The 18,832-nt window shown below is 54.0% G+C and carries 20 protein-coding genes; 11 read left to right on the top strand and 9 right to left on the bottom strand.

All coding sequences use genetic code 11. The features are described from left to right. Window position 1: 1 nt before the first annotated feature. The gene (gene envC / locus AC07WB_RS19000) at window positions 2-1,303 is read right to left on the bottom strand and encodes a murein hydrolase activator EnvC (protein WP_345827746.1); all 1,302 of its coding nucleotides are present in this window, start codon (window positions 1,301-1,303) and stop codon (window positions 2-4) included. A gap of 249 nt (window positions 1,304-1,552) precedes the next feature. Between envC and AC07WB_RS18995 the strand changes: the two genes are divergently transcribed. From AC07WB_RS18995 to cysE, 5 genes are all read left to right on the top strand, one after another. After that, entirely contained in the window at window positions 1,553-1,984 is a 432-nt protein-coding gene (locus tag AC07WB_RS18995) for a rhodanese-like domain-containing protein (protein ID WP_097095601.1), read from the top strand. 18 nt (window positions 1,985-2,002) lie between these two features. After that, a complete protein-coding gene (gene grxC, locus AC07WB_RS18990; protein WP_097095602.1) occupies window positions 2,003-2,257 on the top strand; it encodes a glutaredoxin 3 in 255 nt (84 codons plus the stop codon). 40 nt (window positions 2,258-2,297) lie between these two features. After that, window positions 2,298-2,762, top strand: a complete 465-nt coding sequence (gene secB, locus AC07WB_RS18985; protein ID WP_097095603.1) for a protein-export chaperone SecB — start codon at window positions 2,298-2,300, stop codon at window positions 2,760-2,762. After that, window positions 2,762-3,781 carry an NAD(P)H-dependent glycerol-3-phosphate dehydrogenase gene (gene gpsA, locus AC07WB_RS18980; RefSeq protein ID WP_494941005.1) on the top strand — a complete coding sequence of 340 codons (1,020 nt, stop codon included), beginning with the start codon at window positions 2,762-2,764 and terminating at the stop codon, window positions 3,779-3,781. The genes secB and gpsA overlap by 1 nt, the downstream gene beginning before the upstream one ends. A gap of 69 nt (window positions 3,782-3,850) precedes the next feature. After that, entirely contained in the window at window positions 3,851-4,666 is an 816-nt protein-coding gene (gene cysE / locus AC07WB_RS18975; RefSeq protein WP_007885334.1) for a serine O-acetyltransferase, read from the top strand. Here the strand turns inward: cysE and trmL are convergent. From trmL to cpxR, 3 genes are read right to left on the bottom strand one after another with little or no spacing between them, the layout of a single operon-like run. After that, window positions 4,663-5,136 carry a tRNA (uridine(34)/cytosine(34)/5-carboxymethylaminomethyluridine(34)-2'-O)-methyltransferase TrmL gene (trmL, locus tag AC07WB_RS18970; RefSeq protein WP_097095605.1) on the bottom strand — a complete coding sequence of 158 codons (474 nt, stop codon included), beginning with the start codon at window positions 5,134-5,136 and terminating at the stop codon, window positions 4,663-4,665. The two genes, cysE and trmL, sit on opposite strands and share 4 nt — an antisense overlap. A 35-nt stretch (window positions 5,137-5,171) precedes the next feature. Further along, window positions 5,172-6,548 (bottom strand): envelope stress sensor histidine kinase CpxA, encoded by a 1,377-nt coding sequence (gene cpxA / locus AC07WB_RS18965; RefSeq protein ID WP_097095606.1) that lies wholly within the window; start codon window positions 6,546-6,548, stop codon window positions 5,172-5,174. Then, window positions 6,545-7,243 (bottom strand): envelope stress response regulator transcription factor CpxR, encoded by a 699-nt coding sequence (gene cpxR, locus AC07WB_RS18960; protein WP_084877909.1) that lies wholly within the window; start codon window positions 7,241-7,243, stop codon window positions 6,545-6,547. The genes cpxA and cpxR overlap by 4 nt, the downstream gene beginning before the upstream one ends. 150 nt (window positions 7,244-7,393) lie before the next feature. Here cpxR and cpxP point away from each other — a divergent pair, with 150 nt between their 5' ends. The 5 genes from cpxP to AC07WB_RS18935 all read left to right on the top strand — a co-directional run bounded on the left by cpxP (window position 7,394) and on the right by AC07WB_RS18935 (window position 12,204). Further along, on the top strand, window positions 7,394-7,906 hold the full coding sequence (cpxP, locus tag AC07WB_RS18955; protein ID WP_097095607.1) for a cell-envelope stress modulator CpxP: 513 nt from the start codon (window positions 7,394-7,396) through the stop codon (window positions 7,904-7,906). A gap of 203 nt (window positions 7,907-8,109) precedes the next feature. Further along, entirely contained in the window at window positions 8,110-9,012 is a 903-nt protein-coding gene (fieF, locus tag AC07WB_RS18950) for a CDF family cation-efflux transporter FieF (RefSeq protein ID WP_345827754.1), read from the top strand. A gap of 208 nt (window positions 9,013-9,220) precedes the next feature. Further along, window positions 9,221-10,183: a 6-phosphofructokinase gene (gene pfkA / locus AC07WB_RS18945; RefSeq protein ID WP_097095641.1), complete on the top strand. Its 963-nt coding sequence runs from the start codon at window positions 9,221-9,223 to the stop codon at window positions 10,181-10,183. A gap of 146 nt (window positions 10,184-10,329) precedes the next feature. Next, window positions 10,330-11,319 (top strand): sulfate ABC transporter substrate-binding protein, encoded by a 990-nt coding sequence (locus tag AC07WB_RS18940; RefSeq protein WP_494941004.1) that lies wholly within the window; start codon window positions 10,330-10,332, stop codon window positions 11,317-11,319. A gap of 132 nt (window positions 11,320-11,451) precedes the next feature. Beyond that, complete coding sequence (locus AC07WB_RS18935; RefSeq protein ID WP_494941003.1) at window positions 11,452-12,204, top strand: CDP-diacylglycerol diphosphatase; 753 nt, start codon at window positions 11,452-11,454, stop codon at window positions 12,202-12,204. Between the two features lie 70 nt (window positions 12,205-12,274). Here AC07WB_RS18935 and tpiA read toward each other — a convergent pair whose 3' ends face one another. The 3 genes from tpiA to fpr all read right to left on the bottom strand — a co-directional run bounded on the left by tpiA (window position 12,275) and on the right by fpr (window position 14,606). After that, the gene (gene tpiA / locus AC07WB_RS18930; RefSeq protein WP_008109693.1) at window positions 12,275-13,042 is read right to left on the bottom strand and encodes a triose-phosphate isomerase; all 768 of its coding nucleotides are present in this window, start codon (window positions 13,040-13,042) and stop codon (window positions 12,275-12,277) included. Window positions 13,043-13,162: 120 nt separating this feature from the next. Next, window positions 13,163-13,753 carry a YiiQ family protein gene (locus AC07WB_RS18925; RefSeq protein ID WP_097095644.1) on the bottom strand — a complete coding sequence of 197 codons (591 nt, stop codon included), beginning with the start codon at window positions 13,751-13,753 and terminating at the stop codon, window positions 13,163-13,165. A 106-nt stretch (window positions 13,754-13,859) separates the two neighbouring features. After that, window positions 13,860-14,606 (bottom strand): ferredoxin--NADP(+) reductase, encoded by a 747-nt coding sequence (gene fpr / locus AC07WB_RS18920; RefSeq protein WP_345827757.1) that lies wholly within the window; start codon window positions 14,604-14,606, stop codon window positions 13,860-13,862. 397 nt (window positions 14,607-15,003) lie between these two features. Between fpr and emrD the strand changes: the two genes are divergently transcribed. Next, window positions 15,004-16,200 carry a multidrug efflux MFS transporter EmrD gene (gene emrD / locus AC07WB_RS18915; protein WP_345827758.1) on the top strand — a complete coding sequence of 399 codons (1,197 nt, stop codon included), beginning with the start codon at window positions 15,004-15,006 and terminating at the stop codon, window positions 16,198-16,200. Here emrD and glpX read toward each other — a convergent pair. Both glpX and glpK read right to left on the bottom strand, forming a co-directional pair. Further along, window positions 16,190-17,200, bottom strand: coding sequence for a class II fructose-bisphosphatase (glpX, locus tag AC07WB_RS18910; protein ID WP_400459050.1), 1,011 nt, complete (start codon window positions 17,198-17,200; stop codon window positions 16,190-16,192). The two genes, emrD and glpX, sit on opposite strands and share 11 nt — an antisense overlap. Window positions 17,201-17,296: 96 nt before the next feature. Next, window positions 17,297-18,805, bottom strand: coding sequence for a glycerol kinase GlpK (gene glpK, locus AC07WB_RS18905; protein ID WP_345827762.1), 1,509 nt, complete (start codon window positions 18,803-18,805; stop codon window positions 17,297-17,299). Window positions 18,806-18,832: the final 27 nt, after the last annotated feature.

Here is an 18,832-nt window from a genome sequence, read left to right as displayed (position 1 = left end):
CTTATCTTCCTAACCACGGTAGTGGATTGACGGCCTGTCCCTGGCGTCGGATTTCAAAGTAGAGCGAAGGCGTGCCGCGGCCGCCGCTGGTGCCCACAAGGGCGATAGGCTGTCCTGCCTTCACCTGAGCACCAACGCTCACCAATGCGCTTTGATTGTAGCCATAAAGGCTCATGTCGCCTTTGCCGTGCTCGAGTACCACCACCAGACCGTAGCCTTGCAGCCAGTCGGCCATCAGCACGCGTCCATCGGCAATGGCTTTGACTTCAGTGCCTTCAGGCGCATCAACCACCAGACCTTTCCAGCGCAGTTCGCCCTGCATCGATTCACCGAAGCGGTGTTCAATACGTCCTCGTACCGGCCAAACCGCTTGGCCACCCGGCTTGCCCAATCCTCCAGTACGCGCCATCAGCTCGCGTTCACTCTGCGTTGGCTGATAGCTGGATCCTTTGGCTTTCGCCTGCGCCTGACGTTGACGCACTTTTTCCGCCTCGCGAGCTTCGCGTTCGGCACGTTCACGTGCTTCACGTTCTGCTTTGGCAATCTTGCTCTGCAGGCGGCTTTCGTTCTCACGCATCTCAACCAGATCGGCCTGATCTTTTTCCAGCGAACTCTCCAGCACGGTAAGCGTCTTCTTCCGTGCCGCGCTGGCCACTTCCAATTTGCTTTGCTGTGTCTGTTGTTGCGCTAACAAGGATTTTTGCTGCTCTTGTTTACCCTGCAGGGATTGACGCTGTTCCGCCAATTGCTGCTGCGTTTGTTTGAGATCGTCGATATTTTTCTGTCGGGCGGCATTGAGATAGCCGAAATAGGCAAGGATGCGTTCACTGCGTTGTGCTTCTTCACCGCCTAGCAGCAGTTGTAAACCGTTATGCTGACCCTGACGGAAGGCGGCATCTAACTGTTGCGCGAGCAGTTTTTCTTGCTGTGCTTGCTGCTTTTCCAGACGAGAAATTGAAGCGGTAACCTGCGCAATTTCGCCCTCAAGCGCGCGCAGGCTATTGCGCGTTTCACGCAGTTGTCGGCTGGCTTGCGCAATGACTTTTTCCTGACTCTGTAATTGATCCAGCAGCTTACTGCGCTGCAGTTTCTGCGCCTTTACGCTTTTTTCTTTCTCGGCAATGTTCTGCTGAATAGATTTTAGCTGCGTTTTATTATCATCTGCGCTGCGCGCGGCTGCGGGCATTAACAGCGCGCCCGCGACGAGCAGACTCAGGGAGATTTCGGACCAGCGGAATGACAACGGAAGTGTGGTGCCGCTGTAACGGGTCCTTGTGTGTGTAACGGTCGCTTTTCCCTTCATAGTCGATAATTATTCCACGATGAACAGCCGCTTACCAGTTAGCCCGGCCGGGTTTTACTTTGCTAAAAATGTCTGTACCGAGCTTACTGGCATAAACTTTGTCTTAATTTTGCGATTAGAACACTTTTTTTGGAAAATGACGCACAAATCGTAACTCTGGCCCCTTCGCGACTGTACATGCGAAGTGGCGCAGGTATACTCAGAACCCTTGTTTTAGCTTATCAGCCCGGTTTGGAGTCGTTACCCCTCATGCAAGAAATTATGCAGTTTGCAAGCAATCACCCCATCCTCAGTCTGGCATGGGTTGCTTTACTCGTTCTCGTGATTGTGACCACCGTTAAAGGTATGTTCTCTAAAGTAAAAACCATCAGTCGTGGTGAAGCAACCCACATGATTAATAAAGAGGACGCGGTGGTGGTAGACGTTCGTTCACGCGACGATTACCGCAAAGGACACATTTCAGGGGCAATTAATGTAGCGGCCGCAGACATTAAAAAAGAGAGTTTTGGCGAGCTGGAAAAGCACAAGGCACAACCCATAATTGTAGTTTGTGCCACCGGCCAGAGCGCAGGTGAGTCAGCGGCTAAATTGAGCGCTGCTGGTTTTGAAAAAGTATCCGTGTTGAAAGACGGCGTGAGCGGCTGGAGTGGTGAAAATCTGCCACTGGTACGCGGTAAATAACTTCTCAGGGGTAACCGTATGGCGAATGTTGAGATTTACACCAAAGTCACTTGTCCTTATTGCCACCGGGCAAAGGCGTTGCTGGATCAAAAAGGCGTGTCGTACCAGGAGATTCCCATTGACGGGAACGCAGCGAAACGCGAAGAGATGATCCAACGAAGTGGCCGTACTACGGTGCCTCAGATTTTTATAGACGCGCAGCACATTGGCGGCTGTGACGATCTTTACGCGCTGGATGGACGTCAGGGACTTGATCCTCTACTCCAGGCATAACTTTTCGATCAGACAATTTTAACTCAAAGGATTTAGTCTCATGTCAGAACATAGCACCAACGAAATGCAGTTCCAGATTCAACGTGTTTACACCAAAGACGTCTCTTATGAAGCGCCGAACGCGCCGCAGGTTTTCCAGAAAGAGTGGGAACCGGAAGTGAAGCTGGATCTCGACACGGCATCTTCTCAGTTGGCTGATGGCGTTTTTGAAGTTGTGTTGCGTGTTACCGTAACGGCAACCGTTGCCGAAGAAACGGCATTCCTGTGCGAAGTACAGCAGGCCGGTATTTTCACCATTAGCGGCATTGAAGGCACGCAAATGGCACATTGCCTGGGCGCATACTGTCCGAACATTCTGTTCCCGTATGCACGCGAGTGCGTCACTAGCCTCGTGTCTCGCGGTACCTTCCCGCAGCTCAACCTGGCACCCGTTAACTTTGATGCGCTGTTCATGAACTATCTGCAGCAGCAAGGTGAAGGCGAAGCGCCACATCAGGATGCCTGATGACTACCCTCAACGCTTCAATTAGCGTCATCGGTGCCGGTTCGTACGGCACCGCCTTGGCCATCACGCTGGCCCGTAATGGCCATCCGGTTCTGCTGTGGGGGCATAATCCCCAAAGTGTGGCGCAGCTGCAAGCTGACCGCTGCAATGTTGCTTTCCTGCCCGATGTTCCTTTCCCCGATAATCTTGTTCCTGAAGCCGACTTAGCTACGGTAGTGAGCGCGAGCCGCGATTTACTGATCGTGGTACCGAGCCATGTGTTTGGCGATGTGCTTACGCAGCTCAAACCGCATTTGCGGGCGGATTCGCGGATTGTTTGGGCGACCAAAGGGCTGGAGAAAGAGACGGGCCGTTTACTGCAGGATGTGGCGCGCGAGATCCTTGGCGATGCGATTCCTTTAGCCGTTATTTCTGGGCCAACCTTCGCCAAAGAGTTGGCGGCTGGGATGCCAACCGCCATCGCGCTGGCCTCGACAGATGGACAGTTTGCTGAAGATCTGCAGCAGAAATTACACTGCGGTAAAAGTTTTCGCGTCTATAACAATCAGGATTTCATCGGTGTGCAGTTAGGCGGCGCGGTGAAAAACGTCATTGCGATTGGCGCAGGAATTTCTGACGGAATTGGTTTTGGGGCTAATGCCAGGACCGCACTGATCACACGTGGCCTCACTGAAATGAGCCGTCTTGGCGCCGCGCTGGGGGCCGATCCCACCACCTTTATGGGCATGGCGGGCTTAGGCGATCTGGTGCTGACCTGCACCGACAATCAGTCACGTAACCGGCGTTTCGGCATGATGCTGGGACAAGGTGAGAGCGTGGATGATGCGCAACGCATTATCGGACAAGTTGTAGAAGGCTACAGAAATACTAAAGAAGTCAAAGCATTGGCCGCTCGAGTTGGCATCGAAATGCCCATTACCGAGCAGATTTATCAGGTGCTCTATTGCGGAAAATCGGCGCGAGAGGCAGCATTGACGTTACTTGGCCGTGCAAGGAAGGACGAAAACAGCCAAAGCTGAAGCAGGATGCGCCAGCGTCATCACCTGTAGCGCCCCATCAGGCGCTTTTTTTATCGGGAGCAAACAGCAATGTCGTCTGAAGAGTTAGAACTGGTCTGGAACCATATCAAAGCCGAAGCCAGAGCCCTGGCCGACTGTGAACCGATGCTGGCCAGCTTTTACCATGCGACATTGCTAAAACACGAAAACCTTGGCAGCGCCCTCAGCTATATGCTTGCCAACAAGCTGGCGAACCCGATTATGCCCGCGATTGCCATCCGCGAAATCGTGGAAGAGGCCTATCGTGAAGACCCGGAGATGATCGTCTCTGCGGCCTATGATATTCAAGCGGTGCGCCAGCGCGATCCGGCGGTCGACAAATACTCCACGCCGCTGCTCTATCTGAAAGGCTTCCATGCATTGCAGGCTTATCGTATTGGGCATTGGCTGTGGAAAGAGGGGCGCCGTGCGTTGGCGGTCTATCTGCAAAATGAAATCTCCGTCTCCTTTGCCGTCGATATTCATCCGGCGGCACGCATTGGCCGCGGTATTATGCTGGATCACGCCACCGGCATCGTCATCGGCGAAACGGCCATCATCGAAAATGATGTTTCAATTCTGCAATCGGTAACGCTGGGCGGTACCGGGAAAACCAGCGGCGATCGTCATCCGAAGATCCGTGAAGGCGTGATGATTGGTGCGGGTGCCAAAATTCTGGGCAACATTGAAGTGGGGCGCGGCGCGAAAATCGGAGCCGGTTCTGTTGTCCTGCAGCCCGTACCACCGCACACTACGGCGGCCGGCGTGCCAGCGCGTATTGTTGGCAAGCCGACCAGTGATAAACCGTCGATGGATATGGATCAGCACTTTAACGGCGCTGGCTTTGAGTATGGCGACGGCATCTAGCCTTTAATCAGGGCGCCAGCATAGTCGAGTTGGCGCCACGCTTCATATACCACCACCGATACCGCGTTCGATAAGTTCATGCTGCGGCTTTCCGCCATCATGGGTATACGGATTTTTTGCTCAGCCGGTAACGCGTTGAGAATCTCTGCCGGTAAACCCCGACTCTCCGGACCGAACATCAAATAATCACCTTTTTGATAGCTCACCGCGCTGTGCGCAGGCGTGCCTTTGGTCGTGAGTGCGAACAGGCGTTGCGGTGCTTCGGACGTCAAAAATGCCGCGTAGTTAGCATGCTTTTTTAACGCGGTGTACTCGTGGTAATCCAGACCCGCGCGACGCAGGCGCTTATCATCCCAGGCAAAACCCAGAGGTTCAATCAGGTGTAACTGAAAACCGGTATTAGCGCACAGGCGGATGATGTTGCCGGTATTTGGCGGAATTTCAGGTTCAAATAAGACAATGTTTAGCATAAGGCCCCCGGAAACGAGGGCCGAAGCATAACAAATTATTGACGGGCGGAGTACAGCGGCAACCACAGCGTTAAGCGTAAGCCGCCTAACGGACTATCATCGGCTTTAACCCAGCCGCGATGCTGCTGCACTGCGGTTTCGACAATCGCTAAACCCAGACCGGTGCCACCCGACTCGCGATCGCGTGCTTCATCAGTACGGTAAAACGGACGGAAAATCTGCTCGCGATCCTCTGGACTCACGCCTGGACCATCATCATCGACATGGATGGTAATGCCCTCAATATCGACCGAGAAGCTGACGCTGATATGCGAGTTTGAATAGCGCAATGCGTTACGTACGATATTCTCCAGCGCGCTTTCCAGGGCGTGAGGATTACCATATAAGGGCCAGGGACCCGGCGGATAGGGTACATCCATAACCTTGCCCATCTGCTCGGCTTCAAATTTGGCATCTTCCAGCACGCCGTTCCACAGCTGATTGGCCTTCATCGCTTCGCTGACCAGGGCGTTATTATGCTGAGTGCGTGACAGCACCAGCAAATCGTTGATCATGCCATCAAGACGCTGCGCTTCGGTTTCGATGCGCTGTAACTCTTTACCTTCACCGTTGCGCCGACGCAGCAATGCCGTTGCCAGCTGTAAACGGGTCAGCGGGGTGCGCAATTCATGGCTGATATCGGACAGCAGGCGCTGCTGTGCCGTCATCATACGTTCGAGCGCACTCACCATCTGGTTGAAACTTGAGCCGGCTGCAAGGAACTCCTGCGGGCCTGATTCCAGTTCCGGATGTTGACGTAAATTGCCACTCGCTACTTCATCTGCGGCGTACTTAAGCTTACGAGCGGGACGCGCCAGGCTCCATGCCAACCACAACAGCAGCGGTGAGCTAATCAACATGGTGACGATCAGCAGCAGAAGCGGGCGGTCGAACATCAGATTGATGAAATCGAGCTGCGAGCTGGTAGCAGGGCGAATCATATAAAGCTGGTAGTTATCTTCACCATCGCGCACGGCGAACGGCCCGACCATTTCAACGCGGCCATACTTCTTCTTTTGCGGATGGTCGGCATTGTCGGATTGACCGATAAAGTTGCGGATGATCTGCATTTCGTTATGCTGCGCGCCAATCACACGGCCTTCGCTGGTGACCAGCAGTAAGCGCTGGCCTGGGGGCGCCCATTTGTCGATAGAACGGAACAAACGGCGCCACCACATCAGATCGTTTGGCGGGTCCTGAGATAATTCAGCCTCGACGTGCTGTTCAATCATCGTGCCCTGTCGTTGTTCACTTTCCAGCAACGACGTCATTTGGCGCGAATCGAGTTTGGGCACCATTAAAACCAGCATCAACACCAGCGCCAGCGTGAGCCAGAAGATAGCGAAGATGCGGGTAGTTAAACTTCCGATCATGATGCCGAAACCATCAGATAGCCGCGTCCACGTAGCGTTTTAAACCACGGGTGGCCATCGCGACGTTCCGGTAATTTACGGCGCAGGTTAGAAATGTGCATATCGATAGCACGGTCAAACGGTGTCAGACGTTTACCCAACACTTCCTGACTCAAATGCTCACGTGAAACCACCTGGCCCAGATGCTGCGCCAGCAAATAGAGCAGGGTGAATTCGGTGCCGGTAAGATCCAGGGTTTCGTTATCAAAGCTCGCTTCCTGGCGACCAGGGTTCAGGCGCAGGCAATCCACTTCCAGCGTTGGTGAGCTGTTATCGTGCTGTTGTTGCTGCTCGCTCCAGTTTGAACGGCGCAAAATGGCACGGATACGCGCCACCAGTTCGCGATCGTTAAAGGGTTTAGGCAGATAATCGTCTGCACCTAACTCAAGGCCCAAAACACGGTCCAGTTCACTGCCACGCGCGGTCAGCATGATGACCGGCGTTTGGTGCTGTTGGCGTAGTTCTTTCAATGTGTCGATACCGTTCTTTTTCGGCATCATCACATCCAGCAAAAGCAAGTCCACGGTGTTGTCTAACAGGTTTAGTGCCTGCTCACCATCACTTGCCACAATGACTTCAAAACCTTCCATCTCAAGCAGTTCTTTAAGCAGCGAAGTTAATTCGCGGTCGTCATCAACCAACAGGATTTTATTCATTTTTTATTGCCCTCCGCAGGCAAAATACCGTGTTCCTTGACTTGCAATCCAACGCTTTACGTAGTTTTACACCCCCTGACGGATGTTTGCAGCCACCGCCGTACACTGGCTCTCGTTGAATCGCAAAACGGAACGAACTGGGAGTTAACGATGCGCTACTTAACCGCCGTCGTCATTGCCTCAGCGATGGTTCTCAGTCACGCCAGCGCAGAAGCAGCAGACACGACGACGATTGACGAGATGCATCCGAACGGCGTATTAGCGACAGGCAGTATGACGCAAAATCCGCAAAGCTACATGTTCGATGGCATTGAGCTGACTGAACAACAGCGGCAACAGATGCGAGACCTAATGCAGCAAGCGCGCCACGAACGCCCAACACTCAGCGTTCAAGATATCGAAACTATGCATGACCTTGTCATTGCTGACAAATTTAACGAACCGGCTATCCGAGAGCAGGCTGAAAAACAGGCCCGCGCAGCAATAGAACAGCAAGTTGAGATGGCCCGGGTTCGCAATCAGATGTATCACCTGCTAACGCCTGCACAGCAAGCGAAATTGCAGAAGAATTATGAGCGACGACTTGCAGAAATGCGTCGGCTCTCAGGATTGCAGCCATCATCACCGCTGCAAGCAGTGAGTAGTACCAGCAGTAACCAGTAACATAGTATCCCTGTTTTCCTTGCCATAGACACCATCCCTGTCTTCCCCCGCATGATGCGGGGGTTTTTTTTGCCTGTTATTTTCTCCTCACGCTCTTATCTTAATATTGATTTTTCACAGCATATTCCTTCCAGTGATAAACTTTAGCCATCTTGAGACCATCAGGCTGCATTTTGGGTGTGGGCCATCTGGCGAGGCAAAGCATGGATTCTTCCTATGCAAAATTAGTTAACCGGGCCGCTGTGGCGGCAACTACGCTGGCAACGTTGCTGCTGATTGTTAAAATTTTTGCCTGGTGGCATACCGGTTCGGTCAGTATGTTGGCGGCATTGGTGGATTCTTTGGTGGATATTGCGGCATCCCTGACTAACTTGCTGGTGGTGCGCTATTCGCTCCAGCCGGCCGATGACGATCATACCTTTGGTCACGGTAAAGCAGAGTCGCTGGCAGCACTGGCGCAGAGCATGTTTATTTCTGGCTCAGCGCTATTTCTTTTCCTGACGGGCATTCAGCATTTAGCATCCCCAGCGACCTTAAACGCGCCGCTGGTAGGTATTGTGGTGACGGTGGTGGCACTGTTTTCAACCCTGGTTCTGGTGGCCTTTCAACGGTGGGTGGTGCGGCGCACGCGGAGTCAGGCGATTCGTGCAGACATGCTGCACTATCAATCGGATGTCGTAATGAACGGCGCAATCCTGGTGGCTCTCGGCTTAAGCAGCTATGGTTTTGTGCGGGCGGATGCTTTGTTTGCGCTCGGCATCGGCATTTACATTCTCTATAACGCGTTGCGGATGGGGTATGATGCGGTACAGGCGCTATTAGATCGTGCCTTGCCAGAGCATGAAACGCTGGAGATTATTCACGTAGTGACCGGCTGGCCTGGGGTTCGTGGTGCCCATGCTCTACGCACGCGGCAATCTGGCCCCACGCGTTTTATTCAATTGCATCTGGAGATGGAAGATCAGCTACCTCTGGTGCAAGCGCATCAGGTAGCCGATGAAATTGAGCAAGCATTACTGAAGAAGTTTCCCGGCTCGGACGTGATTATCCATCAAGATCCCTGTTCTGTTGTGCCAGGAAACCAACACGGATTTTTTCAAGGTTAGCGTTTTAAAATCATGCGATTACACAAAAAAAGTGACGTAGCGCTAACAACTCTGTAAAAAATTAGCGAAAAGTTGTCTGACCTGAATCAATTCAGCTTCAGGCCTTTGATATACTATTCTGCAACTATTAAGTCATGCGATCGCGAGCTGGTCTACGCCGGGCACATGACAGGAATAATCCTTAGTTTTGAACAATCCAGAGGTTGTCATGATCAAAAAAATCGGAGTACTGACCAGCGGCGGTGACGCCCCAGGCATGAACGCAGCCATTCGCGGAGTTGTACGTTCCGCGCTGAGTGAAGGACTGGAAGTTTTTGGTGTTTACGACGGCTATCTGGGCTTGTATGAAGATCGCATGATCAATCTCGACCGCTACAGCGTGTCTGACATGATCAACCGCGGCGGCACCTTCCTTGGCTCCGCACGTTTCCCAGAATTCCGTAATGACGAAGTACGTCAGACCGCGATCGATAACATGAAAAAGCGCGGCATTGATGCGCTGGTGGTTATCGGCGGTGATGGTTCCTACATGGGGGCTAAGCGCCTGACCGAAATGGGTTTCCCATGCATCGGCTTACCGGGCACCATTGATAATGATGTAGCGGGCACTGATTACACCATCGGCTACTTCACTGCGCTGGAAACCGTGGTGGAAGCGATTGACCGTCTGCGTGATACCTCTTCTTCCCACCAGCGTATCTCTATCGTGGAAGTGATGGGTCGTTATTGCGGCGATTTGACGCTGGCGGCGGCCATCGCGGGTGGCTGTGAGTTCATTGTTCTGCCGGAAATTCCGTATACCCGTGAAGAGCTGGTTGCCGAGATCAAGGCTGGCATTGCCAAAGGTAAAAAGCACGCCATCGTCGCGATCACCGAGCACATCTGTGACATCGACGATCTTGCGCACTTCATCGAAGCAGAAACCAAACGCGAAACCCGCGCTACTGTGCTTGGCCACATCCAGCGTGGCGGTGCGCCTTGCGCGTACGACCGCATCCTCGCGTCCCGCATGGGTTCATACTCTATTGAACTGCTGTTGCAGGGTTATGGCGGTCGTTGCGTGGGTATTCAGAACGAAAAGATGGTGCATCACGATATCATCGACGCAATTGAAAACATGAAACGTCCATTCAAACGCGACTGGCTGGATACCGCGAAAAAACTCTACTGATTCTTCAGCATTAAGGCGCGACGTAAATCGCGCCTTTTTTATGCCTGCTCATATACCGTCCGGTTATAACAGCTTATTTTTAATTCTTTAATCCGTGGATAACTTTGTGTCAGTCTTGTTCTATAACGACCTCGGGAGAGCAAGCAATGAATAAGTGGAGTATTGGTGTCACCTTGTTACTGGCCTCAACCAGTGTTCTGGCAAAGGATATTCAGCTGTTAAACGTCTCATACGATCCTACCCGTGAGCTGTACGAACAGTACAACAAAGCGTTTAGCGCACACTACAAGCAGGAAACCGGCGACAACGTGGTGATTCGCCAGTCGCACGGTGGTTCAGGTAAACAAGCGACTTCCGTGATCAATGGCATTCGTGCTGATGTGGTTACGCTGGCGCTGCAATCCGATGTGGATGCTATTGCTGACCGTGGTCGTATTAATAAAGATTGGATCAAACGCCTGCCGGATAACTCCGCCCCTTACACCTCAACCATCGTGTTCCTGGTCCGCAAAGGCAACCCGAAGGGCATTCATGATTGGCCAGATCTGATCAAACCGGGCGTTTCCGTTATCACACCAAACCCGAAAACCTCGGGTGGGGCACGCTGGAACTATCTGGCTGCATGGGGTTGGGCGCTGGATCAGAACCATGGCGATCAGGCCAAAGCGCAGGCTTACGTGAAGTCGCTGTTTAAGAACGTTGAAGTACAGGATTCTGGCGCACGTGGTGCGACCAATACCTTCGTTGAGCGCGGTATCGGCGACGTGCTGATTGCGTGGGAGAACGAAGCGTATCTGGCGGTCAATAAACTGGGCAAAGACAAGTTTGAAATCGTCACGCCAAGCGAATCGATCCTGGCTGAACCGACGGTTTCCGTGGTGGATAAAGTGGTAGATGAGCAAGGCACGCGTAAAGTGGCTGAAGACTATCTCAAGTATCTCTATTCACCAGAAGGCCAGACCATTGCCGCCGAGAATTTCTACCGTCCACGTGATGAAGCGGTGGCAAAGAAGTTTGCTGATAAATTCGCGCCGGTGAAACTGTTCACGATCGACAGCAAGTTTGGTGGCTGGACGCAAGCCCAGAAAACCCATTTCGCCGATGGCGGCAGTTACGACCAGGTGATGAAGCCTTAACAAATCCAAAAACGGCCAGCGATAATGCTGGCCGTTTTTTTATGTTTGAAGACAGGCGCTGAGGATTAGTCCGTGACTTTCATCATCTGCCAGGCGAGGATGCTGGCAGATGATGAACAGAGGAATCGGGCTATGCAGGGCAGTCATCGTACCCTGAAGTTGCTTACCGCATTATTGGTGCTGTTGATTGTTGGAATGATCGGCGGTGCCCTTCACCTACAGAAAAACAGCGATGCCTTATGGCAGATCATTAGCGAGAAATGCGTGCCAAATATGGCAGCCAGCGGCAAACCTGCGCCTTGCCAACAGGTGGATACCGCCCAGGGTTACGTCACGCTGAAAGATCTCAATGGTCCATTGCAGTATCTGCTGATGCCGATAGAAAAAATCACCGGCATGGAAAGCCCCATCATTCTCAATCCCGCAACGCCGAATCTGTTTGCCGATGCCTGGCAACAGCGTGTTTTGCTCGCGCAGAAGCGCGGCGCACCCATTGCTGACAGCGCGCTGTCGCTGGCGATCAATGCGCAATATGGGCGCACGCAGAATCAGCTGCATATTCATATTTCCTGCCTGCGACCGGATGTCCGTCAGCAGCTGGATAAACTGGCACCAAGACTTAATGCGCAGTGGCAGAACGAAACGCTGCTGAAACATCGCTATTGGGTGCGAACGCTTTCTACGGCGGAGTTGGCGCAGCAAAGTGCTTTTATTCGTCTGGCGGATGAAGTGCCTAACGCACGTAGGGAAATGGGCAAATATGGCATGGCGCTGGCGCAACTGCCGGATGGGCGCTTAGCGCTGCTGGCACTGGAACGTAACTGGTTGAAGTTGAACCGCGGTTCAGCGGAAGAGTTGCAGGATCATCAATGCAGGATCTTGTAGGGGCGGCATTGATGGCGACCCATAAAAAAGGCGGCTAATCAGCCGCCTTTTCTGCATCAACAACGAAAGATTATGCGTTTTTCGCTGCTGCTGCGGCTTTCACGATCACGGCGAAAGCATCCGCTTTCAGGGATGCACCGCCAACCAGCGCGCCATCGATATCGGGCTGGGTGAACAGCTCAGCGGCATTTTTGTCGTTCACTGAGCCGCCGTACTGAATGATCACTTGCTGTGCGATAGCGGCATCTTTCTTCGCGATGTGGTCACGAATGAATTTGTGCACGGCCTGAGCCTGCGCTGGGGTAGCGGATTTACCGGTACCGATGGCCCAAACTGGCTCGTAAGCGATGACTGCGCCTTCGAACGCTGCTGCGCCCTGCGTTTCCAGCACGGCGTCGATCTGACGTGCGCACACTTCTTCAGTTTTGCCTGCTTCGTTTTCTGCGTCGGTTTCACCGATGCATAGAACCGGCACCAGGCCAGCTTCTTTCACCACGGCAAATTTCTTCGCGATGAACTCGTCGCTTTCTTTATGGTAGGTGCGGCGCTCAGAGTGGCCGATGATGATGTATTTCGCGCCGACGTCTTTCAGCATGTCTGCAGACGTTTCGCCAGTGAATGCGCCAGACAGATTCACGTCGACGTTCTGAGCACCCAGAGCGATGTGGCTACCGGAAATGGCGTGTTTCGCCAGGTCCAGATAGATAGCCGGCGGGGCAATCGCTACGCCACAACCATCAACACCAGACAGCTCTTTGCGCAGGCCTTCAATCAGCTCTTTAGTGATCTGCTTGCTACCGTTCAGTTTCCAGTTACCCATAACCAGTGGATGTCGCATTCTTTCCTCCGCATAACGCGATTCATGAAATAGCGCTGCCATCGGGCAGCGATGTCTGCGAGACAGTATAGAGATCAAATGGGTTGCTGGCTTTGCTTTTCGTCATTTTTGCCGGTGTGATCAGGGTGTCGCGAGCGCCAGTTTTATCGGCTCAACGGCGAAGGTTAAACCCTTGTCGCCGTTGTCCGCGACCACGAAACGCAGTGCGCCTTCGGTGCGGGAAAAATAACGTGCGCCTTTACCCGCGCTCAGCAGAGAATCGAGCTTTTTGCGCCCATCCTCGGCCGACAAGCCAGGGATGAAGAAGCGCAGTAGGGCGGTCATATAATCCATGGCGCGCGCCTGAGCGGCTTTCATATCGGGGCCAGGAACGGGCAGCCAGGTGATTTGCAAGGTTTTGATCTTGCCGGTGCCTTGTTCCAAAGCCGTAGACGCGTACAGCGTTTCGCTGATTTTGCTGGCAGCACGCGTCAGATTGCTTTTATCGCCGCGATTATCAATGGCGCGATATTCCTGCAGCGGTTCATTGGGATTGGCGGCATTGTACTTTTCACGAAACTGCGCAACGGTCATATCGAACGTCGGCGCACCCGCCAGCAGATAGGGCGCAGCAGGCAGATGATCGCTACGATCCAGTGCAGGTGCATCCTCCGCCCAGGCGGGAAATGTCAGTGCGAGGCCAAGCAGCAGCGCGACTGGCAGGTTGTTCATTGCTTCGGCCCTAAATCATTCACTTAGCCCACGATTAGAACGGTTTTTACCGGGGAAAGTCAAAACCCACATTGGGAAAAATCTGACATTCTTCGCCTCGCACGTATCACCAGTAATGCTCGCTGGTCATATGGCCGGGTTTGCGTTTGAAATGCTTACGCATCTCACGGGTATCTTTCAGCAACTGTTGGGTATCGCGCACCATTTGCGGATTTCCGCACAGCATCACATGGCTGGTTTCTGCGGTGAGCGGCAGGCCGACCGCACGCTCCAGTTCGCCGCTCTCAATCAGTTGCGGTACACGACCGTGCAGCGAACCGGCGATCTCTTCGCGGCTCACCACCGTTTGGATATGCAGTTTGCCCTGATAACGCTGCTGCAGCTGCTGCATTAAGGGCAGAAAGCTCAGGTCATCGGCGAAGCGCGCGGCGTGTACCAGCACAATGTTCTCAAAGCGTTCCAGATCTTCGCCCTGTTGCAGAATCGATAAATAGGGACCGATCGCCGTGCCGGTCGCCAGCATCCACAGCGTTTGGCAGTCAGGAATTTCGTCGAGCACAAAGAACCCAGCGGCTTCTTTGGTAATCATCACCTGTTCGCCGGGCTGCAATGCCTGCAAACGTGGACTCAGTTTGCCTTCCGGCACGGTGACCAGATAAAACTCCAGCAGCGGATCCTGCGGTGCGTTGACGTAAGAGTAGGCGCGCTGCACACGCTCGCCGTCAATTTCCAGTGCCAGCTTGGCAAACTGACCTGCGGTAAAGGTATCAATGGGCGCTTCGACGCGCAGACTGAATAGTGCATCGGTCCAGTTTTTTACTTCTTTCACTTCAGCATTGATCCACTCTGCCATGTTGGCTCCTTAGTGTTGATTACCCGTCATACCTCAAGCTGCAGCTGCGTTGGCTACGTGTGCTCACCCCAGTCACTTACTCATGTAAGCTCCCGGGGATTCACACACTTGCCGCCTTCCTGCAACTCGAATTATTTAGGCTATATGATCGCTATTGACCTCACGGATTACCACCCTCGCGTCCAGCAAAGGGCTCTTAGCGACAAACGTATCGCACAGATCAGCAACTGTAGCGGCCGGTTTACAATCTGGACGTCAACCTTGACGGCTTAAGGCACTACAGCTTTGCCGGCGCCTTTCGATTTGTCACTGAATCCTGATATTTTTGCCGCCATCAATCCGAAGCGGCCTGTTTTGTGCTGCTTATTCTTTGTTTCTCAGGCAGACATTTTGTTCCATGTTGATAAGTAAAACGCAAAATCGCTTTCTATTATTCATGCTGATCGTGCTGGTGGCGGTGGGGCAGATGGCGCAAACCATCTATGTTCCGGCGATGGCCAATATGGCTGAGACGCTCAATGTGCACAGCGGCGCCATTCAGCAGGTGATGGCCGCCTATCTGATGACCTACGGCGGATCGCAGCTGATCTATGGTCCACTTTCGGACAGCGTTGGCCGACGTCCGGTGATCCTTATCGGCATGACGATCTTTGCTAGCGGTGCGTTGATCGCCATGTTCGCGCCCTCGCTGGATATTCTGGTCGTGGGCAGCGCAGTGCAAGGTTTAGGTACCGGCGTGGCGGGCGTGATGGCGCGTACCATGCCGCGTGACCTTTACTCTGGCATCGCACTGCGCCAGGCGAACAGCTTACTCAATATGGGCATTCTGGTCAGCCCGCTGCTGGCGCCGGTGATTGGCGCGCTGCTGACGCATCTGTTTGGCTGGCACGCCTGTTTCGCCTTCCTGCTGCTGCTATGCCTCGGCGTTACCGCGTCGATGGCGCGCTGGCTGCCGGAAACCCGTCCAGTTGATACGCCTGCGACGCCGTTCCTGAAGCGTTATGCCACGTTGCTCAGCGACGGCAATTTCGTGCGTTATCTGCTGCTGCTGATTGGCGCGCTGGCGGGCATCGCGGTATTCGAAGCCAGCTGCGGCGTGCTGATGGGTGGCGTATTGGGGCTGGATGGTTTGACCGTCAGCGTCCTGTTTATCCTGCCGATTCCGGCGGCATTCTTTGGGGCGTGGTTTGCCGGACGCGAGCAGAAATCCTGGCACACGCTGATGTGGTACGGCGTGAACAGCTGCCTGCTGGCGGGTTTATTGATGTGGGTTCCCGCCTGGTTTGGCGTGATGAATATCTGGACGCTGCTGGTGCCGGCTGCGCTGTTCTTCTTTGGCGCGGGCATGCTGTTCCCGTTGGCAACGTCGGGGGCGATGGAGCCGTACGCGTGGCTGGCGGGCAGTGCCGGTGCATTAATTGGTGGCTTGCAGAACCTCGGTTCTGGCGTGGTTGCGTGGCTGTCAGCTCTGCTGCCACAGCACGATCAATCCAGTCTCGGCATGCTGATGTTTGTGACATCGCTGGTGATGCTGCTGTGCTGGTGGCCGCTCTCGCGTCATCCGGAGAGCGGCAAGCAGGCGATTACAGGATAAATTGATGCAGCGCCGCGTCTTTGCGGTCCAGATAGTGGATTGACTGGATGCGGCGAATGGTGCGCGATTTGCCGCGTACCAGCAGGGTTTCGCTGGTGGCGATGTTACCGTTACGCGTGATGCCTTTCAGCAAATCGCCGGTGGTGATGCCGGTGGCGGCGAAGATCACGTTATCGTTACGCGCCATCTGATCCAGCTTCAGCACCTGATCCGCTTCAATGCCCATTTCGGCGCAGCGTTGCAGTTCATTTTCACCCAGGCGGCGATTCTCTTCGCTGTCGCCTTTTACCACGTGCCGCGCCAGCAGGCGCGCCTGCATATCGCCGTCCATTGCACGAATGACCGCCGCTGATACCACGCCTTCTGGCGCGCCGCCGATGCCGTACATCACATCCACTTCGCTATCCGGCATACAGGTGAGGATCGAGGCTGCAACATCCCCATCCGGGAAGGTGAACACGCGCACGCCGAGCTGCTGCAGCTGAGCAATCACCGCATCGTGGCGCGGTTTAGCCAGAATCGAAACGGTTAATTGGCTAAGTGGTTTGCCGAGCGCCAGCGCGATATTTTTCAGATTGATATCGAGCGGCAGATTGAGGTCGATGGCGCCGCGTGCGCCTGGCCCGACAATCAGTTTCTCCATGTACATATCAGGTGCGTGCAGGAAGCTGCCTTTATCGCCCACCGCCAGCACCGCCAGCGCGTTGGCCTGGCCCATTGCCGTCATGCGCGTGCCTTCAATGGGATCAACGGCGATATCCACCGCGTCGCCGCGACCGGTGCCGACTTTCTCACCGATATACAGCATTGGCGCTTCGTCGATTTCGCCTTCGCCAATCACAATCTGGCCGTCGATATCAATAGTGTTGAGCATAATGCGCATGGCATGAACGGCTGCGCCGTCGGCCGCATTTTTATCGCCGCGTCCTAACCAGTGATAGCCCGCCAGAGCGGCGGCTTCGGTCACGCGGGAAAATTCAATCGCGAGTTCTCGTTTCATGGTTGCACCTGACAAAAAACAGGCGGGCAGTTTACCACAGCGGGGAAGAGTGACGGGGGAAAAACCCGCGGCAGGGCGCCGCGGGTCAGCAGGATTTTACTCTTCGTCTTCCCATGCTTTCGCACGGGCAACGGCTTTCTTCCAACCGGCGTAACGCACGTTACGTTCGGTGGTTTCGATGCTTGGACGGAACTCGCGTTCAATTACCGCTTTAGCACGCACTTCTTCCAGATCGCCCCAGAAGCCGACCGCCAGACCAGCAAGATAAGCCGCACCCAGCGCAGTCACTTCACGCACTTCCGGACGCTCAACGCGCGTGCCGAGAATGTCTGACTGGAACTGCATCAGGAAGTTGTTGGCAACCGCACCGCCATCCACGCGCAACGATTGCAGGCGGGTGCCGGCATCGTTTTGCATCGCTTCCAGCACGTCACGCGTCTGGTAAGCAATCGATTCCAGCGTGGCGCGAATGATGTGGTTGGCGTTGGCACCGCGCGTCAGACCGAAGATTGCACCGCGTGCATACGGGTCCCAATAAGGCGCACCCAAACCGGTGAAGGCGGGCACCATGTAAACACCGTTGGTGTCCTTCACTTTCAGCGCAAAGTATTCAGAGTCCGTCGAATCGCTGATCAGCTTCATTTCATCACGCAGCCACTGAATTGACGCACCACCAATAAACACCGCACCTTCCAGCGCATAGTTCACTTCACCGCGCGGACCGCAGGCGATGGTGGTCAGCAGACCGTGTGTTGACGTTACCGCTTCAGTACCGGTGTTCATCAACATGAAGCAACCGGTGCCGTAGGTATTTTTCGCCATACCCGGTTGTACACACAGCTGGCCATACAGCGCCGCCTGCTGGTCACCGGCGATACCGGCGATAGGAATACGCGTACCACCCTTACCACCAATGTTGGTCTGGCCGTACACTTCTGAAGAACCTTTCACTTCTGGCAGCATTTCACGCGGGATATCGAGGATCTCCAGCATGCGCTCATCCCACTCCAGCTTGTGGATGTTGTACATCATGGTACGCGAGGCGTTAGTGTGATCGGTAACGTGCACGCGTCCTTGCGTCATTTTCCAGATAAGCCAGGTATCAACGGTACCAAACAGTAGCTCGCCGCGTTTAGCACGCTCACGTGCGCCTTCAACGTTATCGAGAATCCACTTCACTTTGGTGCCAGAGAAGTAAGGGTTGATCACCAAACCGGTGGTGTGCTGGATGTACTCTTCCAGGCCCTCTTTCTTCAGCTTGTTACAGTAATCGGCGGTGCGTGGATCCTGCCAAACGATGGCGTTGTAGACAGGTTTGCCGCTCTCTTTATCCCACACGATGGCGGTTTCACGCTGGTTGGTGATACCGATTGCCGCGATCTGGTCAGAGTTAATGTCCGCATGGGCCAGCACTTCCACCAGCGTTGAACTTTGTGACGCCCAGATATCCATTGGATCATGTTCAACCCAACCCGCCTTCGGGTAGATCTGAGTAAATTCGCGCTGGGAAACCGCAACGATGTTGGCATCATGATCGAGCACCACGGCGCGTGAGCTGGTTGTGCCCTGATCGAGTGCAACGATATATTTTTTATCAGTAGTCATTGTGCTTTCCTGATGATGTATCAATGA

It is taken from the genome of Pantoea sp. GW821-FHT03E06, assembly GCF_059420725.1.
Note: the sequence above shows the minus strand (reverse complement) of the source record. Positions and strands in the feature narration are given on the sequence as shown.

Bases quoted from the DNA above. Each gene is read 5' to 3' on its own strand.
- fpr (WP_345827757.1), bottom strand. From the start codon at position 14,606: ATGGCAGAGTGGATCAATGCTGAAGTGAAAGAAGTAAAAAACTGGACC.
- fieF (WP_345827754.1), top strand. From the start codon at position 8,110: ATGGATTCTTCCTATGCAAAATTAGTTAACCGGGCCGCTGTGGCGGCA.
- glpK (WP_345827762.1), bottom strand. From the start codon at position 18,805: ATGACTACTGATAAAAAATATATCGTTGCACTCGATCAGGGCACAACC.
- secB (WP_097095603.1), top strand. From the start codon at position 2,298: ATGTCAGAACATAGCACCAACGAAATGCAGTTCCAGATTCAACGTGTT.
- tpiA (WP_008109693.1), bottom strand. From the start codon at position 13,042: ATGCGACATCCACTGGTTATGGGTAACTGGAAACTGAACGGTAGCAAG.
- emrD (WP_345827758.1), top strand. From the start codon at position 15,004: ATGTTGATAAGTAAAACGCAAAATCGCTTTCTATTATTCATGCTGATC.
- glpX (WP_400459050.1), bottom strand. From the start codon at position 17,200: ATGAAACGAGAACTCGCGATTGAATTTTCCCGCGTGACCGAAGCCGCC.
- cpxR (WP_084877909.1), bottom strand. From the start codon at position 7,243: ATGAATAAAATCCTGTTGGTTGATGACGACCGCGAATTAACTTCGCTG.
- cpxA (WP_097095606.1), bottom strand. From the start codon at position 6,548: ATGATCGGAAGTTTAACTACCCGCATCTTCGCTATCTTCTGGCTCACG.
- AC07WB_RS18935 (WP_494941003.1), top strand. From the start codon at position 11,452: ATGCAGGGCAGTCATCGTACCCTGAAGTTGCTTACCGCATTATTGGTG.
- envC (WP_345827746.1), bottom strand. From the start codon at position 1,303: ATGAAGGGAAAAGCGACCGTTACACACACAAGGACCCGTTACAGCGGC.
- trmL (WP_097095605.1), bottom strand. From the start codon at position 5,136: ATGCTAAACATTGTCTTATTTGAACCTGAAATTCCGCCAAATACCGGC.
- gpsA (WP_494941005.1), top strand. From the start codon at position 2,762: ATGACTACCCTCAACGCTTCAATTAGCGTCATCGGTGCCGGTTCGTAC.
- AC07WB_RS18925 (WP_097095644.1), bottom strand. From the start codon at position 13,753: ATGAACAACCTGCCAGTCGCGCTGCTGCTTGGCCTCGCACTGACATTT.
- grxC (WP_097095602.1), top strand. From the start codon at position 2,003: ATGGCGAATGTTGAGATTTACACCAAAGTCACTTGTCCTTATTGCCAC.
- pfkA (WP_097095641.1), top strand. From the start codon at position 9,221: ATGATCAAAAAAATCGGAGTACTGACCAGCGGCGGTGACGCCCCAGGC.
- AC07WB_RS18995 (WP_097095601.1), top strand. From the start codon at position 1,553: ATGCAAGAAATTATGCAGTTTGCAAGCAATCACCCCATCCTCAGTCTG.
- AC07WB_RS18940 (WP_494941004.1), top strand. From the start codon at position 10,330: ATGAATAAGTGGAGTATTGGTGTCACCTTGTTACTGGCCTCAACCAGT.
- cysE (WP_007885334.1), top strand. From the start codon at position 3,851: ATGTCGTCTGAAGAGTTAGAACTGGTCTGGAACCATATCAAAGCCGAA.
- cpxP (WP_097095607.1), top strand. From the start codon at position 7,394: ATGCGCTACTTAACCGCCGTCGTCATTGCCTCAGCGATGGTTCTCAGT.